We start from the raw sequence: 15,120 nt of genomic DNA, 5'->3' as shown, positions 1-15,120 counted from the left end.
GCGCCGCTCCACGGCGGGTATGCCTCCCGGCGCCTATGGAGCTGAGTCGGATACGACATCACCCACCCTCGCCGCGATCTATGACCGCATGCGACGACCCGACGGCGGTGGGTGACGCGACGGCGGTGCCCGACCGGCGGTGATGACGTGGACGACTCAGCTCCATGGGCGCCGCCCCACGGCATCGACCGCCCCGCCCACAGCCCCGCCCCGACCACGGTCCCCGGGCCGACCAGGGACCGCACCCGCGACAACGCAATGACCCTGCCCGGCCGGTGGAGGAGGGGCCGGGCGGTCATCACCCGACGCCGAGGGCCGTGGCGAGCCGGGCTACGTCCGCCGGGACCGGTCCGTGGCGTGTCAGGTCGGTGAGCAGCGTACGGGCCACCGGCCGCAACCGGACCTCGGCCGGTGCGGTCCGGTCCGCGTCGACCAGCGCGCGTCCGGCGGCGAGCGGGTCGCCGACCCGGAGGTACGCGCGGGTGGCGTCGAGCAGGTACGCCGCCCGGTGCTCGGCCGGTAACCGTCGCCAGTCGTCCGCGCCGACGACCTTCTCGTGCAGCACCACCGCCTCGCCACCGGCACCCAGCTCGACGGCGGTAGCCACCCGGGCCAACTCCACCGCCGTGGGCCCGAAACTGGTCCAGTGCCGGTCGTGGCCCTCGCCGATCTCGTCGGCGATCCCGGCCGCCTGGTCGACCAGCTCCCGTGCGCTGCACTCGTCGCCGAACCCGGCGGCGGCCAGGGCGGCATGGATCAGCAGCGTCCCGCGCAGCGCCAGGTCCCGTGGCGGGCCGTCGCGCCACACCCTGGGGGCGGTGCGGTACGCGGCGGCGATCGTGACCGACAGGGCCGGCCGGGGGCGGTCGAGGAGGCGCAGCGCCTGCCCCAGCGGCACGGTGGCCGCCGCCACCAGCAGCGGGTCGCCGGTCGCCACGGACATGGCCCGGTCGGCGGCGAGCCAGCCGAGGTCGCCCTCGCCGAGCTTCACCAACACCGACGACGCGATCCGGTACGCCTGCACCAGCAGCTCCGGCGCGCCGTCCCCGCCCCCGCCGCCGCTGGTGTGGGCGTGGGCGTGTTGGGTGTCGCCGAGCAGTTCCGGCAGCATCCGCAGCAGTTGCGGGTAGTCGGCGTGCTGGTACGTCAGCCAGGCGTGCCGCACCCGCCGGCCCAACTCGCCGACCGGCGGTGCCGCCCGCACCTGTCGCCCGTTCAGCGCGGTGTCGTAGCGGGCGAGGGCGGCGCGTACCCCGTCGACGCCGTGCACGGCGGCGCGGGCGGCCTGCGACGGTAGGGCATCCCGGCCGAGCAGCGCCACCGGGTCGACGCGGAGCACAGCGGCGAGGTCCTGAATGACCGTGAACCGGTCGAGGGCGCGGACACCCCGCTCGACCTTGTCGACCCAACTCTTCGACTTGCCGAGCCGGTCGGCGAGCATCTGTTGGGTCATCCGCCGTCGGGCCCGCAGCCGGGCAATTCGGCGTCCTATCGGCAGGTCATGGGTGGTCACGACGCCACCGCCGGTCGGGCACCGCCCTGGTCGTGTCGTCCGCCGGTATCCGGTCCGCCTCGGCCTGCTTGAGCAGGCGTTGCCTCGCGGCCTCCTGTTCGGCGGCCTCCGCCTGCTCACTCCGGCTCTGCGCCGGGCCGTTGTCCGTGGCGTCCATATCTCCCTGCCTTTCGATTGGGTAGGTAGCGTCGGTGCCGCTCTTGATCTCCCGAGTCGGCGGGTGCTCCTGGACCGCCCACATCTCCAACGGCCTGCCGCACCATCCGACGATGCGTTCGGTGATGTCAGTGGTGCTCATGCCGGTGATTTCCGTGTGGGCGTCCGGCAGGTAGGAGGTCATGTAGCGCACGAGCGTGCGAATGTTGCACTGACACAGCTCCTTGAGCTGGCGTTTGCGGGTCAGGCAGGGCCAGGGAGCCCCGCAGACGAGGCAGTTCCAGTCCGGCCTGGACGGGCCGTGGAGCGCCGGGTAGTCAGCCATCGCCGCCGCCGTCCCCCGGCGGGCGGTGGCAACCCTGCCGGCGGGGCGAGTAGGGCGGCCACATGGGCGGACGCCGGTACTCACCCCGGGGCCGCTGCGCCCACGGCTCGCGGGGACGGCAGCGCTCTGCTCGCAGCTCGGTCGCGGCGTCGCGGTGGTGGCGGGCCTCGTCCCGAGCGGCGATGACCTCCCGGTAGAGGGTGTCCAGGTCGGCCTCCACCCGACGGAGGAACCTGCCGACTGCCTCCGGGTCGAGGCCACGGCGACCGAACCTGGTCAGCGGGAAGTCCTGCCACCGGATGTCGGCCGGGGTCAGCAGGCTCCGCCTGGACTGGTAGACCCCGCCGCGCTCAGTGCCCTCGATAAGGGGCCCGCCCCCAACCGGCTCGGCGGGTTCGTCTGTGCTGGGCTCCATGTGCCTCCGTCCTGCGCTGTCGAGATGGCTGGGCGGCCCGGCCGCTGTCACGACCCGGGGCGGGTGGGCAGGGTCCGGCGAGCTATCCACACCCTCCGACGGGGGCCCGCCTACCCGACACCTTGCCGACAGCGACGGGATCAGTACACGACGTTGCCTTATGCTCAGGATTGTTCGGGACGTCCATGTTGGAGGCGGGATGAACCAGGCACTTCAAGCGGCCATGACCGAGGCCGGCGAGACGGCAGAGAGTCTCGCAGCTCAGACGGGGGTAGATCCGAAGACCGCAGCGCGTTGGATCTCTCCGGGACGTGTGCCGCAACCGCGTCGACGTGTGGCGGTGGCGGCAATCCTGGGCCGGGACATAAATGACCTATGGCCTGATGTCCTGAAGCGACGCGAGCCGCAGTGGCTGAGAAAATGGGTCGACTGGGAACGCGAGGCAGTCGCGCTGCGGTGGTTTGAGCACGCCTGGGTGCCCGGCTTGCTTCAAACCGAGGCGTACGCGCGAGCCACGCTGGCTCATAATCTCCTGGCTCCGGGCGAGATCGAGGAGCGCGTAGCGTCGAGGTCCGAACGAAGCGCCATCCTCTTCAGCATCAAGCCCGTGCAGCTCGTCGCCGTCATCGACGTGATGGTGCTGCGCCGGCCCATGAAGAGTCACCCCGCCGCGATGAAGGAGCAGCTCGCCCACCTGGCTGAGATGGCCGAGCTGCCACACATACAGATCCTCGTGGTGGGTGAAGACGCAGGGCTCTACCCAGGCCTACAGGGTGGATTTATCCTGGGCACCCTGGGCGACGGCTCGGTGGTCGCGCACCTCGATCACCAGGTGCGAGCGCAGGTGGTAGACCAAGCGGAGGACCTTGTTAACCTCCAGCAGACGTGGGAGGCGATCAGGGGCGAAGCGTTCTCCCGTAAGCAGTCACTCAGCCTGATCAAGGAAGCAGCGCAGACATGGACATGACCGACGCCAAGTGGCGCAAGAGCACCCGCAGCGGCTCCAACGGCGGTTCGTGCGTCGAGGTCGCTGACAATTTGCCGGGCATCGTCCTGGTCCGGGACACGAAGGACCGCGAAGGCGGCACCCTCGACTTCACGCCGGGCAACTGGCAGTCGTTCGTCAACCTGGCCAAGCAGATCGGGCCAGTCGGCTGACCAGTACGACGAGAGACCCCCGGCCACCCGGCAAGGTGCGGCCTGGGGCTTGTCTGTAGTCCGGGCTACTCGAGATCACCTACGTAGCCAACCGACCGGCTCGTCCAGAGCGTCACCTTTAGGGCAGGGGCCATAGGAGGCGAAGCCGCGCCATTGTCTCTGCGCATCTTCAAGGCGGCCTGCGCCGCGGCCGCTCGCGCCGTCGATCAGGGCCGGGCCACGATCCACCCACCGCCGACGCCTACCGTTTTTTACGGGGGCGTCGGCGGAGGAGTCCGTCGGCGGCGCCGACGCCGTCGCCAAGAATGCGCCACGAACAGCCACTATGCCCTAAAAGAGCTAACCGAGGATGATCGCGATTCCTGACTGGAGTGTCGGCCATCCAATTGCAAGTTACGAGGCAGAGGTTATAAACCCAGCAGGCTCATTGCTTCTGTAGTTGGGCGATGCAACCCTGAAGCAATGCGTTCACGGCAGCCCCCTCGGGCAGGTCGTCGATCATGAGGAGGTCGGGCCTCTTGGAGATCTGCCTGTGCAGAGCATCGTCGCCTTGGGTGCGGAAGAAACTTAGCCGGTTCAGATAGCGACCATCTGTCTTTCCCCACGGATGGCTACTGACGACTCCCGCGAAGGTCTTCTGCCCGAACAGCGGCGGCACATGATCCAGCAGCGCCCTCAGCACTGCGTGGGCCGCGAAAACGCACCCGCTTCCCACGCAGGTATCAAGCTCGTCTGCCAAGGCGCTGAGCTTGCTGATGTCCCACGCTGCACCGTCGATACCGCGTAGATGATCCAGCACCTTAGGGTTGAGGTAGGCACGGGTTACCGGCGGGAGGTCAACAGGCCCCACGGCAAGCTGGTGCGTAGGTCGGTGGCGCTGGCGTTCCTCCTCGTCCCACGTCACCAGGACATCAATGAACTCCTCAACAGATTGCACGTTCCTGAATCGGCGTACGTGCGTACCGATGTTCAGGTACCACGGCGCGCCGTCTGAGGGCCTGCAGCTTCCTACGCTCCCCCAGTTGTGCACGCTGAGGAGAGTGAACAGTCTATCCAGGCTTCCCGAATCGGTTCGGAAGGCTAGAGGGATGGCGCGGAGCATCTGCTGACGGTTGACCTTGATGGACGTCTCGCCTGGCTCGGGTTCACGCCTGATCTCCTGGCGTGCACACCAGCGCACCGAGCGAAGGAAAGCCTCTACGTCAGAATCCGCGCTGCTACAGCGTGCGACCCCACTGATGGTTAGCGTGATTGCGTCTTGCGGGGCGGGATCGGGGCGGATGTGGCTCTGCATGAGGAGCCCCTCGGGCAACCCCCGCATGACCGTCGTCGCGCCGAGAACGCCTCGGCGCTGCGCCTTGATGAACGCACGGTCGACGGCGTACATCGTGGGCCAGACGGCCTGCTTGCGGAACTCGTCGTAAACAACCTGCACGAGCGCCATTTGAATGGCCGAAAGCTCGATCGTCGTGGCCCCTCGGCGTTCGGCGATGCCCCACATCTACCGCCTCCTTTCCTTCCGGGCAGACATTTGCGGTGTTCTCCCCTGCGGCTTCGTCGGCGGGTAGTCTACGTCGCCCTCCTCTGCTGACAGCCCCTGTTGGTCCACGGTTTCGATGAGAGCCCATGCTTGACCGGGGTTGCAGGACGCCTTCGTAGCTCTGTGACCTACCCTCGGCAGGAACGCATCCCGAAACTTGCACGTTGACTGGCCTTTGAGCTTGAAGGCTGCTCACCCCCCGTGGCTGAGTCAGCGTCTCCTGGGTCGACTCAGCCACGCACGGAGGTGAGCAGATCGCGGCTTTCTCGACCCGGCACGGGACCATGGGCACGGCCCAGGTCGAGCTGGTCAACCGAGCCACTACTCGGTCGCAGACCACCCGGTCATGCAGGTACCGTTCGTCGTGCTCGTTGATAACGCAAGCCGACGACGTGAACGATGGGGTGGAAGTGGCATCCGGGCAGCCAACAGACCGCAGCCGACGCGGTACCGACACTTCAAAGCTGGTAGGCGCTTTGCCACCGGAGATCTTGAGGAAAATCGGCTTCGTTCCTCCGCTCCTGCCCATCCAGACCCAGATGGGTCAGCAGGTCGCCGCGATCGTTGCGGCGTCCGCACCGATACAGGGGATCGTCCGGCAGCTCCTCGATAACGGCGCAATGGCCACTACCACGAGGGCCGCCATGGATATCTCGGGCGTCCAGCGGATCGTCGCGCAACTCGCGGGCACCGACCAACTCGCGGCTGCTCTTGGCCAGACCCTCCTTGTCCAGCACCGCATCACCGAGTTGACGGGTTCGGCTGTCACGGCCCAGATCGGTGCGAGCAGGTCGTCCTTCCTGGACAAGGCCGGATTTCGCGATCGGTACTTCTCGCAGCTTCAACACCTAGGCCTGCGAATGAGCCAGCAAGTGAGCTGGCTGGCAGGCCACCAGCAGTTGGCCCTAGCCGCGCCGGTCCTGCGGGTGAATCGCGCGTGGCAGTCAGCCACGTCTGGTGCCATGCTGTTGGCAGCGCCCGAGACAGTTCTCGACTTCGGCCGCGGAGCGCAGGCGATCCCCTCTTGGTCAGGATGGTGTGAGACACCCTGTGTGAGTGAGGGGTGCTGACCTGAGGGCGGGGATCGGAGATCCTTGTGTACGTGTCCACTTCATCTGGCAAGCAGTCGGCGTCTGGCGGGGCCGATCCGGCGCCGAAGCCGTCTCGGCGGGTTTTCAGCCCGGAGTACAAACTCGCGATGGTCGCCGAGTACGAGAACGCCCCGAACGGAGAGAAAGGCGCGATCCTGCGCCGGGAAGGCTTGTACTCGTCTCACATCATCGAGTGGGCACGAGCTCGTGACGCCGGACTGCTCGGCAATCGGGGTAGTCGGAGAGAGGACGCCGCTACGATTCCGGCCGGCCAGCGGGTGAAGAAGTCGGCCGAGCAGTTGGAGTTGGAGAAGCTGCGCCGGCAGAACGAGAAACTCCAGGCGGATCTGAAGAAGACCCGTATGGCCCTCGACATCATGGGAAAAGCACACGCGCTCTTGGAGGAACTCTCCGAGAGCGCGGACAACGACAGCCCGCCGAAGAAATCCTGACCGCCGTCTTCGCGCAACTGCGTGACGCGGGGACAGCGGTGCAACGCGCGTGCACGCTGACCGGAACCTCACGGGCGACCTACTACCGGCAGGCCAAGCCTCGTGGGCCACGGCATGGGCCGTGGCTGGCACGGACCCCGCCGCCGCAGGCGCTCAGCATCGCCGAACGCGACCAGGTCCTGGCCCTGCTGAACTCGCCCGTCTACGCCGATCTGGCAATTCCGCAGGTCTGGGCGAGGGAACTCGACGCGGGCCGCTACCACTGCTCGATGTCCACGATGTATCGGATCGCTCGTGCCGCAGGGCAGAGCCGGGAACGACGCCGACTGGCCAGTCACCCAACGCGGGTGCGCCCAGAGTTGGTCGCGACCGGCCCCAGCCAGGTGTGGTCCTGGGACATTACCGCGTTGAAAGGACCGGTCAAGGGCGTCTGGTTCAAGTGCTACGTCATCATCGACATCTACTCCCGTTACGTCACCGGCTGGCTTATCGCCGCAGGCGAGGACGCGGTCGTGGCCCGCGATTTCCTCGCCGACGCGATCACACGGAACGGGATCGAGCCGCATACCATCCACGCTGACCGGGGCGGCGCCATGACATCGAAACCGGTATCGGAAATGCTCGTGGATCTCGGCGTGCTCCGTTCCCACTCACGGCCCCGGACCTCGAACGACAACCCGTACTCCGAGGCCCAGTTCAAAACCATGAAGTACGTGCCAGATTTCCCAGGAAAGTTCGGATCCCTCGCGGACGCAAGAGCGTTCTGCGACGGCTTCTTCACCGCCTACAACCACGAACACCGGCATTCCGGGATCGGCTGGCACACCCCGGCATCGGTGCACTACGGCACCGCCAACCAGATCCGCGAGCAACGCCAGACCACCCTCGACGCGGCTCACGCCGCGCACCCCGGCAGGTTCAACCACCGGCCACGCGCACCCAAACTCCCCGACCAAGCGTGGATCAACCAGCCAGCCCAACAGGCACAGACCGTCTCAGTTTGACTTGACAACTACCGATCAACCGTGCCGCCTACACGATCGAGACGGAGGAGACCTCCTCCGGAGAGATCTGGTACATCGCGAGGACCAGCGAGGTGCACTCTGACGAGCAGACGGGTGGCCAGGTCGACCAGCTACTCGGATGGCTAGAAGGCGTGGACCAGAGGCTACCGCGCAAGTACAAGGGTGCCTGGAGCGCCATTGGTCAGCGGGGGCCGGACTGGATATCGCAGGGGGCCAACTCCGGGATGGAGCTACTCGATTGGACACTGCGGAGGCTGGCACCGGATGAAGAGGTCGTTGCCTGGCAGCAGGGTACTGGCATGTACGTCACCGAGATGAACCCAGAGACGGGCAAACCGCATCGCAGCCTTCGGTGCCGGTACATCGCTCATAGCCGAGGGCTGCCAGCGCGGGCCCTCGACGATCTCATCGGAGGTGTCTCAAAGGCGACGCGCATCCTACAGAAGATCAAACACGCCGACGAGGAGGCCATGGCGGAAGCACTGCGGTCGTCGATGGTCGGAGTCGAGTGCTGCCTCATGATCATGTGGCGCGGTGCGTAGCGGCCGCCAGGCTCGCCGGGCTGTCCAAGTAGGTCGATACGGCACCGTCTCACAACAGGCGAACCGCCCCCGTTCCGGCGATGAACGCGTACTCGCGCTCTTCGAGCGGCGTCATCGCAAATGTCACATGGAGGATCGAACTCGTCCCACGGTTGCATGACCCTTAGCGCCACGACGGTCCAGCGGTTCTCGTAGATCAGCAACACATCCAGGTCCGTCGGCGCGCCGGTACGAAGTGCCGAGCCGAACAACCACACCTGCAGGGGCGGTAGGCCGCGAGCCGCCTCGACCAAAAGCTCGAGATGGGGCCAGCAGCTCAGGTCCAACGGGTATCGAGGCCGATGAGCAGCTCGTCGAACAGGACGATCGGAATCCCTGCCTGCTCGGCGGCCTGTAGCTAATCGGTGGAAAAGCCGCGGCAGTTCGGATTGGTGACGACGATCAAATCGGCGTCGATTCCCGCATACGACTCCAACAGGCTGTACAGCTGATCGGCGGTGAACTCGTAGTTGTTGGTCGTGATGATGGTGAGCGGTCGGCGTCGGCATCGGGTTACCTCGTAGGCGTGGTGTCCTTTGCGCTTGATCGACTTCACCTCGCTGTTGAAGGTCAGTCGACGGCGTTCGTATCGCTCCTGGCTGTCCACGTGGTCGGCGATGTCATCGTCTTGCTCCAGCGCATCTAGCAGCTCGCCGAAGCCCGCGACACAGATCCCGAGCTCCTCGGCGCGCTCGTAAGCAGCATGCGAGATCCGGGTCGGCACCACCACGACGAACGTCGTGTCCTGCACTACGTCGACCCTGGCACGGAGATCGTCCGCGTCGAACCGCTCCCCGTCCCCGAGTCCGATGCATATCACCCGTGCGTTCGGCCGAGGTGCGCGCATGATCTCCAGCTGGGACGATGGAAGCCTCGTCGAAAGGTAGCCTTCCTCCTGCAGCTTTTTCTCGATCCAGCCGCGCACGTCATTCATCGAGAACCGGCCTCCTGGGTGTCCAGCAGAATGCGCCCGATGGCTTCGGGAAAGCGTTCCGTGCCGGTGGTGAAGTCGTCCAGGACGTGCCGGCTCTCGAACTGCTCGACGTGGACGCGGTATACGGCCAGCGTCTCCTGCTCATCCCGGGTAAGAAGATGCCGGTTGGCCTCCAGCACGCGAAGGATGGCGCGGTTGTTCGGGATAACCGTCGAGCGGACGTGCCGGCGCCAGAGGGTGGGATTGCCTTCAAGGTAAGGGTCACCGATCGGGCCGTATCGCTCGTGGATCGCACGGTTGGAGTCCAGCTCGCCTTGGATGTGCGCCCGCACCTCGGACCGCGTTCGAAACGTGGGAGTCGCCAAGGCGATCCGGATTTCCTCGACTCGCTGCCGCTTCCAGCCATGCAGCAGCTTCGCGGGGTAGACCGCCGGGGCCTTGTCGATCTTCGTGTGGCAGTTGGCACACAGCAGGATCAGGTTGCTGTGATGGGCCCGCTCCCTGAGGGGCATCTCGATGACAGGAATGCCTCGTGGACCATCCGGCATGGCGGGGATGATGTGGGCCAACTCGCCGAAGTCTACGTCGAGGTCGTCCGGAAACAGGTACATGCGACAGGTTGGGTCGCTGCAGTGACCGCCGGAGTCGCCCCAAAGGCGCCGCCGGCTGTGTACGTCCGGGTTCACTCTGCACTTCGCCGTCGCGGTGCCATTGTCGCCGACCACAGCCCGGAAGCGCACCAGCGATAGGTGGTTGGAGGGGTGCTGCGTGGGCCGCTGTGGCGGCACCCGGGCGCACCACAGAGCTGACCAGGCCCGCAGCATCTGCGCGAGCAGCGACAGGCTCGGCAGCAGCACAAGTATCCGGACGTCGACCCGCTCGGCGGTTCCGCAACAGTCACTAACAGGCCGGGACACCTCGGACGACGCCCGATCCGGCACGCTCGCCGCCGGCTCGGCACGAACTGCTCATCGCCATGGCCGACCTCGCGGGCCTGCCTACATCGCCCGAGACCCCGGCGCGCACGCCAGCGCCGCCGAGTACACGCGAGTCGCGCTGTCCGTTCCCGTTGCGGACTGCACTCTCCATACTCAGCGCGTCTCGCCGAATGGCACCTCACCGCCGGGGCCGCCGAGTTCGCGCCGGATGAAGTCGAAGATCTCGGCGTCGGTCGCGTCGTCGAGGGTCTGCGTGACCGGCTTCTCCTCGGCCGGCGCCCGGTCGTCGCCCCACCGGGCGACGAACGCCTGCAACTGGACCATCAGCTTCTGCCTGGTCAGCCGATCCGGCGCGTCGGCCGCGAAGGCGGCGTCCATTCGTTCCAGCTCGGCCAGCAGCGGCGCGGCCGTCAAGGTGCCGTCGTCGACGAGCTGATCGCGCAGGTGCCGGGCCAGCGCCGCCGGGGTCGGGTAGTCGAAAACCACGCTGGGGGGCAGTTGCACGCCGCTGGCGGCGCGGAGCCGGTTGCGCAGCTCCACTGCCGTCATCGAGTCGAACCCGACCTCCCGGAACGCGCGGTCGGGCTCCAACGTCCCGCCGTCGGCGTGGCCCAGCACGCTGGACGCCTGCGCGCACACCAGGTCGACGAGGATCGTCTCGCGCTCCCCGGCGCCGAGCGGGCGCAGCCGCTCCCGCAGCGCGGCCGCCGCCTCGTCGTCCGCCGGCTGGCGGACGTCGTCGGCGGGCAGCGCCTCGCGCGCCTCGGGGATCTCGGTCAGCAGCGGGCACGGGCGCATGGCGGCGAACGTCGGCACGAATCGATCCCAGCGCACGTCCGCCACCACGACGGTCGCCTCGTCGCGGACCGCCCGGGCGAGCGCCTCGACGGCCAGCTCCGGCGGCAGGCCCGGCAGCCCGCGCCGGCGCAGCTGCTCCAGCTCCGGCGACGCCGGGTCGTCCTGCCACGGCCCCCACGCCACGTCGGTGGCCGGCAGCCCGGCGTGCCGGCGGTTCGCCGCCAGCGCGTGCAGCAGCGCGTCGCCGGCCGCCTGACCGGCCCGGCCGCCCGCGCCCCACACCCCCGAGGTGGAGGTGCACAGCACGAAGGCGTCGACCCGCCGGTGGGCCAGCTCGTCGGCGTACCGGGGGATGTCGCCCACGGTCGCGACGAGGTCCGCGGCCAGGGCCGCGACGGTGAGCTCGGCCAGCGGCACCGACCCGGTCTCCGCCGGGACGTGCACCAGCCCGGTGACCGGCCGGCTCTCGGCGGCGAGCTGCTCCATCAGGTCGGTGAGCTTGCCCGCCGCCGGCTCCTCCAGCGGCAGCACCTCGGCGCCCTGCCGGGCGAGCCACGCGCCGGTGTGCCGGGCCAGTTCGCCCGCCCCGCCGGTGAGCACGACGGTCCCGTGCGGGGTGTACGCCCGGCCGGCGTCCGCCGGCCGGGTGGTGTCCCGCACGAGGCGTCGGGTGTGCACCTCGGCGCCCCGGATCGCGAGCTGGTCCTCCCCGTCGACGTTGGTGAGCGCGGTGACCAGCGCGGCGTACGCCGCCTCGTCGGGGCGGCCGGGCAGGTCCACGACGCCCCCGAGGTGCCTCGGGTGTTCCAGCGCCGCGACCAGGCCGAGACCCCAGGTGGTCGCCTGCGTGGGGCGCGCGACCGGCTCGTCGTCGACGGCGACGGCGCCGGTGGTGGCCAACCACAGCGGCACGGCCGGGCCGGGCCGCAGGGTGTGCGCCTGCACCAGCAGCAGGTTCGCCGCGAGGCCGGTCGGCAGGGCGGTCTGCTCGGGGTGTGGGGCGTCGTCCAGCGCCAGCAGGGACAGCAGCCCTGTCGGCAGGTGCTCCGCGCCGAGCCGGTCGAGGTCGGCGGCGAGGGCGTCGCGGGTGACGGTGGCCGGGTCGACCGGCAACACGTGCACGGTCGCCCCGACGGCGGTGAGCGCGGCCACGATCCCGCCCGGGTCCTGCTGCCGGGGAGTCACCACCAGCCAGGTGCCCGGGTCGCCGACGGTCATCGGCCGCCGTCGCCAGGTGACCCGGTACCGCCACCCGTCGAGGGTGCCATCCCGGTGCTGGCGTCGGCGCCACGAGTCGAGTTCCGGCAGCGCCTGGCGCATCGGCTGGTCCGGGTCGATGCCCAGCCGGCCGAGGTCGCCGTCGGTGACCGCCCGCCAGAACTCGTCGTCCACCGGGTCGGCGGCCGGGGCCGGGGCCACGGTCAGCATCGGCCAGTAGCGCTGCGGCTGGAACGCGTACGTGGGCAGGTCGGGCAGGTCGCGGGGGGTCGGGCGGGGCCCGGCCAGCGTGTCGAGCACCGCCGCCCAGTCCACGTCCCGCCCGCCGGCGTGCAGGGCGGCGAGGGCGGCGAGCAGGGCGGCCGGCTCGGCCGCGCCGGCCCGCAGGGCCGCCACGGCCGTCCCGTCGGAGTCGGTGGGTAGTAGGCCGGCGGTGAGCGCGGTCAGCACGCCCTGCGGCCCGAGTTCCAGGAACGTGTCCACCCCGGCCGCCCGCAGGGCGGTGACCCCGTCGGCGAACCGGACGGCCTCCCGGACGTGCCGCACCCAGTACTCCGGGGTACGCAGCTCATCGCCGTCAGCCAGCGCACCGGTCAGGTTCGACACCACCGGCAGCAACGGCGCGGCGAAGCTCAACCCGGCCAGCACCGTACGGAACTCGGCCAGCATCGGCTCCATCAGCGGGCTGTGGAACGCGTGACTCACCGTCAACCGGCGCGTCCGCACACCCCGGCCCCGCCACGCCCCCTCCACCTCGTCGAGGACGTCGACCGCACCGGACACCACCACGGCCGTCGGGCCGTTGACGGCCGCGATCCCGACCCGGTCGGTGAATCCGTCCAGGCTGGACAGCACCTCGGCCTCCGACGCGTTGACGGCCAGCATCCCGCCGCCGGCCGGCAGCGCCTGCATCAACCGGCCCCGCGCCGCCACCAGGGCGCACGCGTCCGCCAGGGACAGCACCCCGGCCACGTGGGCGGCGGCGATCTCGCCGATCGAGTGGCCGGCCACCTGGCCGGGGACCACGCCGAACGACTCGACCAGCCGGAACAGCGCCACCTCGACGGCGAACAGGCCCGCCTGGGTGAACACGGTCTGGTCCAGCAGCCCCGCCTCGGCGGTGCCCGGCTCGGCGAACAGGACCGGCTTCAGCGGCTGCGGCAGCAGGCCGTCCAGCAGCCCGCACACCTCGTCCAGCGCCGCCGCGAACACCCCGAACGCGGCGTACAGCTCCCGGCCCATGCCGGCGCGCTGGGCGCCCTGGCCGGAGAACAGGACCGCGAGGCCGCCGGAGCGGCGCCGGGCCGTGGTGAGCGCGGGGTGCGGCTCACCGGCGGCCAGCGCCCGCAGCGCCGCCGACCGGGCCGGCCCATCGGCCGCGACGACGACCGCGCGGTGGCCGAGGTGGGCCCGTCCCGCCGCGAGGCCCCAGGCGATCCGGCCGGGGTCGCCCGCACCGGTCGTCACCAGGTCGGCCAGCCGGCCCGCCTGGTCGCGCAGCCCGGCCGGGTCCGCCCCGGAGAGCAGCCACGGCACGGTCGTCGGGTCGGCCGACCGGCCAGCCTGGTCGCGCAGCCCGGCCGGGTCCGCCCCGGAGAGCAGGGGCGTCGGGCCTGCGGCCAGCTCCGGGTCGACCCGGTGCCCGTCCGTCGCGGCGGGGTCGGCCCCCCGGTCCTGGCCGGTGGCCGGTTGCGGCGCGGGGGCCTCCTCGATGATGACGTGGGCGTTGGTGCCGCTGATCCCGAACGAGGAGACGCCGGCCCGGCGGGGCCGGTCGGTCCCGGTCCACGGCCGGGCCTCGGTGAGCAGCGCCAGCGCGCCCGACGACCAGTCCACGTGCGGGGTCGGCGCGTCGACGTGCAGCGTCGCCGGCAGCAGCTCGTGCTGGAAGGCGAGCACCATCTTGATCAGGCTGGCGGCGCCGGCCGCGGCCTGGGTGTGCCCGATGTTCGACTTCACCGAGCCCAGCCACAGCGGCCGGTCCGCCGGCCGCTGGTGCCCGTACGTGGCCAGCAGCGCCTGCGCCTCGATCGGGTCGCCGAGGGTGGTTCCGGTGCCGTGCGCCTCGACGGCGTCGACGTCACCGGGCGTCAGTCCGGCGACGTCCAGCGCGTGCCGGATCACCCGCTGCTGCGCCGGCCCGTTCGGGGCGGTCAGGCCGTTGCTGGCGCCGTCCTGGTTGACCGCGCTGCCGCGCACCACGGCGAGGATCCGGTTGCCGTCGCGCTGCGCGTCGGAGAGCCGTTGCAGCAGCAGTACACCGACGCCCTCGCCCCAGCCGGTGCCGTCCGCGCCGGCGGCGAACGCCTTGACCCGGCCGTCCTCGGCGAGGCCGCGCTGCCGGGAGAACTCCAGGAACGCCCCCGGAGTCGACATCACCGTCACGCCGCCGGCCAGGGCCAGGTCGCACTCGCCGGAGCGCAGCGCCTGGGCGGCCAGGTGCAGGGCGACCAGCGCCGATGAGCAGGCCGTGTCGACGGTGACCGCCGGCCCGTGCAGGCCGAACGAGTACGCCAGCCGGCCGGAGACGACGGAGGCGCCATTGCCGGTGGCCTGGTAGCCCTCCACCTGGGACCGGGCGCCGAGCAGCAGGGTGGCGTAGTCCTGGCCGTTGGTGCCCATGAACACGCCGGTGGCGGTGCCGCGTACCCGCTGCGGGTCGATGCCGGCGGACTCGAACACCTCCCAGGTGGCGTGCAGCAGCAGGCGCTGCTGCGGGTCCATGGCCAGGGCCTCGCGCGGGTTGATGCCGAAGAACGCGGCGTCGAACCCGGCCACGTCGGTCAGGAAGCCGCCGCTGCGGGTGTAGCTGGTGCCGACCCGATCCGGGTCGCTGTCGAACAGGGAGTCCAGGTCCCAGCCCCGGTCGGTGGGCATCGGCGTCACCGCGTCCGTCCCGTCGGCCAGCAGCCGCCACAGCTCCTGCGGGGAGGACACCCCGCCGGGGAAGCGGCAGGCCATCGACACGATCGCGAT

The 15,120-nt window shown here is 69.8% G+C and carries 13 protein-coding genes (1 of these 13 only partly in view); 5 read left to right on the top strand and 8 right to left on the bottom strand.

The genetic code is table 11. The features are described 5' to 3' along the window. Window positions 1-298: 298 nt before the first annotated feature. Genes OG617_RS23915 through OG617_RS23905 form a run of 3 tightly spaced genes read right to left on the bottom strand, consistent with a single transcriptional unit; the run spans window position 299 to window position 2,409 of the window. Window positions 299-1,513 carry a helix-turn-helix domain-containing protein gene (locus OG617_RS23915; protein ID WP_405095216.1) on the bottom strand — a complete coding sequence of 405 codons (1,215 nt, stop codon included), beginning with the start codon at window positions 1,511-1,513 and terminating at the stop codon, window positions 299-301. Beyond that, window positions 1,500-1,994 (bottom strand): hypothetical protein, encoded by a 495-nt coding sequence (locus OG617_RS23910; protein WP_405095215.1) that lies wholly within the window; start codon window positions 1,992-1,994, stop codon window positions 1,500-1,502. The genes OG617_RS23915 and OG617_RS23910 overlap by 14 nt, the downstream gene beginning before the upstream one ends. Continuing rightward, window positions 1,987-2,409: a DivIVA domain-containing protein gene (locus OG617_RS23905; protein ID WP_405095214.1), complete on the bottom strand. Its 423-nt coding sequence runs from the start codon at window positions 2,407-2,409 to the stop codon at window positions 1,987-1,989. Before OG617_RS23905 ends, OG617_RS23910 begins: the two co-directional genes overlap by 8 nt. A gap of 199 nt (window positions 2,410-2,608) precedes the next feature. Between OG617_RS23905 and OG617_RS23900 the strand changes: the two genes are divergently transcribed. Together OG617_RS23900 and OG617_RS23895 are read left to right on the top strand one after the other, a co-directional pair. Continuing rightward, on the top strand, window positions 2,609-3,376 hold the full coding sequence (locus OG617_RS23900) for a Scr1 family TA system antitoxin-like transcriptional regulator (protein ID WP_405095213.1): 768 nt from the start codon (window positions 2,609-2,611) through the stop codon (window positions 3,374-3,376). Beyond that, a complete protein-coding gene (locus tag OG617_RS23895; RefSeq protein WP_405103924.1) occupies window positions 3,373-3,567 on the top strand; it encodes a DUF397 domain-containing protein in 195 nt (64 codons plus the stop codon). Before OG617_RS23900 ends, OG617_RS23895 begins: the two co-directional genes overlap by 4 nt. Before the next feature lie 424 nt (window positions 3,568-3,991). Here the strand turns inward: OG617_RS23895 and OG617_RS23890 are convergent, their stop codons facing one another. Continuing rightward, window positions 3,992-5,068 (bottom strand): hypothetical protein, encoded by a 1,077-nt coding sequence (locus tag OG617_RS23890; RefSeq protein ID WP_405095212.1) that lies wholly within the window; start codon window positions 5,066-5,068, stop codon window positions 3,992-3,994. A gap of 497 nt (window positions 5,069-5,565) precedes the next feature. Next, a complete protein-coding gene (locus OG617_RS23885) occupies window positions 5,566-5,955 on the bottom strand; it encodes a hypothetical protein (protein ID WP_405095211.1) in 390 nt (129 codons plus the stop codon). A 350-nt stretch (window positions 5,956-6,305) separates the two neighbouring features. Here OG617_RS23885 and OG617_RS23880 point away from each other — a divergent pair, with 350 nt between their 5' ends. From OG617_RS23880 to OG617_RS23870, 3 genes are all read left to right on the top strand, one after another. Next, on the top strand, window positions 6,306-6,650 hold the full coding sequence (locus OG617_RS23880) for a hypothetical protein (RefSeq protein WP_405095210.1): 345 nt from the start codon (window positions 6,306-6,308) through the stop codon (window positions 6,648-6,650). 38 nt (window positions 6,651-6,688) lie between these two features. Then, window positions 6,689-7,654, top strand: a complete 966-nt coding sequence (locus tag OG617_RS23875) for an IS3 family transposase (RefSeq protein WP_405095209.1) — start codon at window positions 6,689-6,691, stop codon at window positions 7,652-7,654. 92 nt (window positions 7,655-7,746) lie between these two features. Continuing rightward, on the top strand, window positions 7,747-8,217 hold the full coding sequence (locus OG617_RS23870) for a hypothetical protein (protein ID WP_405095208.1): 471 nt from the start codon (window positions 7,747-7,749) through the stop codon (window positions 8,215-8,217). A 397-nt stretch (window positions 8,218-8,614) separates the two neighbouring features. Here the strand turns inward: OG617_RS23870 and OG617_RS23865 are convergent, their stop codons facing one another. From OG617_RS23865 to OG617_RS23855, 3 genes are all read right to left on the bottom strand, one after another. Then, complete coding sequence (locus OG617_RS23865) at window positions 8,615-9,190, bottom strand: hypothetical protein (protein WP_405095207.1); 576 nt, start codon at window positions 9,188-9,190, stop codon at window positions 8,615-8,617. Then, window positions 9,187-10,047 (bottom strand): HNH endonuclease, encoded by an 861-nt coding sequence (locus tag OG617_RS23860; RefSeq protein ID WP_405095206.1) that lies wholly within the window; start codon window positions 10,045-10,047, stop codon window positions 9,187-9,189. Before OG617_RS23860 ends, OG617_RS23865 begins: the two co-directional genes overlap by 4 nt. 234 nt (window positions 10,048-10,281) lie before the next feature. Then, window positions 10,282-15,120, bottom strand: partial view of a type I polyketide synthase gene (locus OG617_RS23855; protein WP_405095205.1) — the 3' portion only. It continues 25,125 nt past the right edge of the window; only the last 4,839 of its 29,964 coding nucleotides appear in the window; its start codon lies beyond the right edge, outside the window — the gene reads right to left on this strand; the stop codon is at window positions 10,282-10,284.

This window comes from Micromonospora sp. NBC_01412, from assembly GCF_045040215.1.
GTDB lineage: Bacteria > Actinomycetota > Actinomycetes > Mycobacteriales > Micromonosporaceae > Micromonospora > Micromonospora rubida.
Note: the sequence above shows the minus strand (reverse complement) of the source record. Positions and strands in the feature narration are given on the sequence as shown.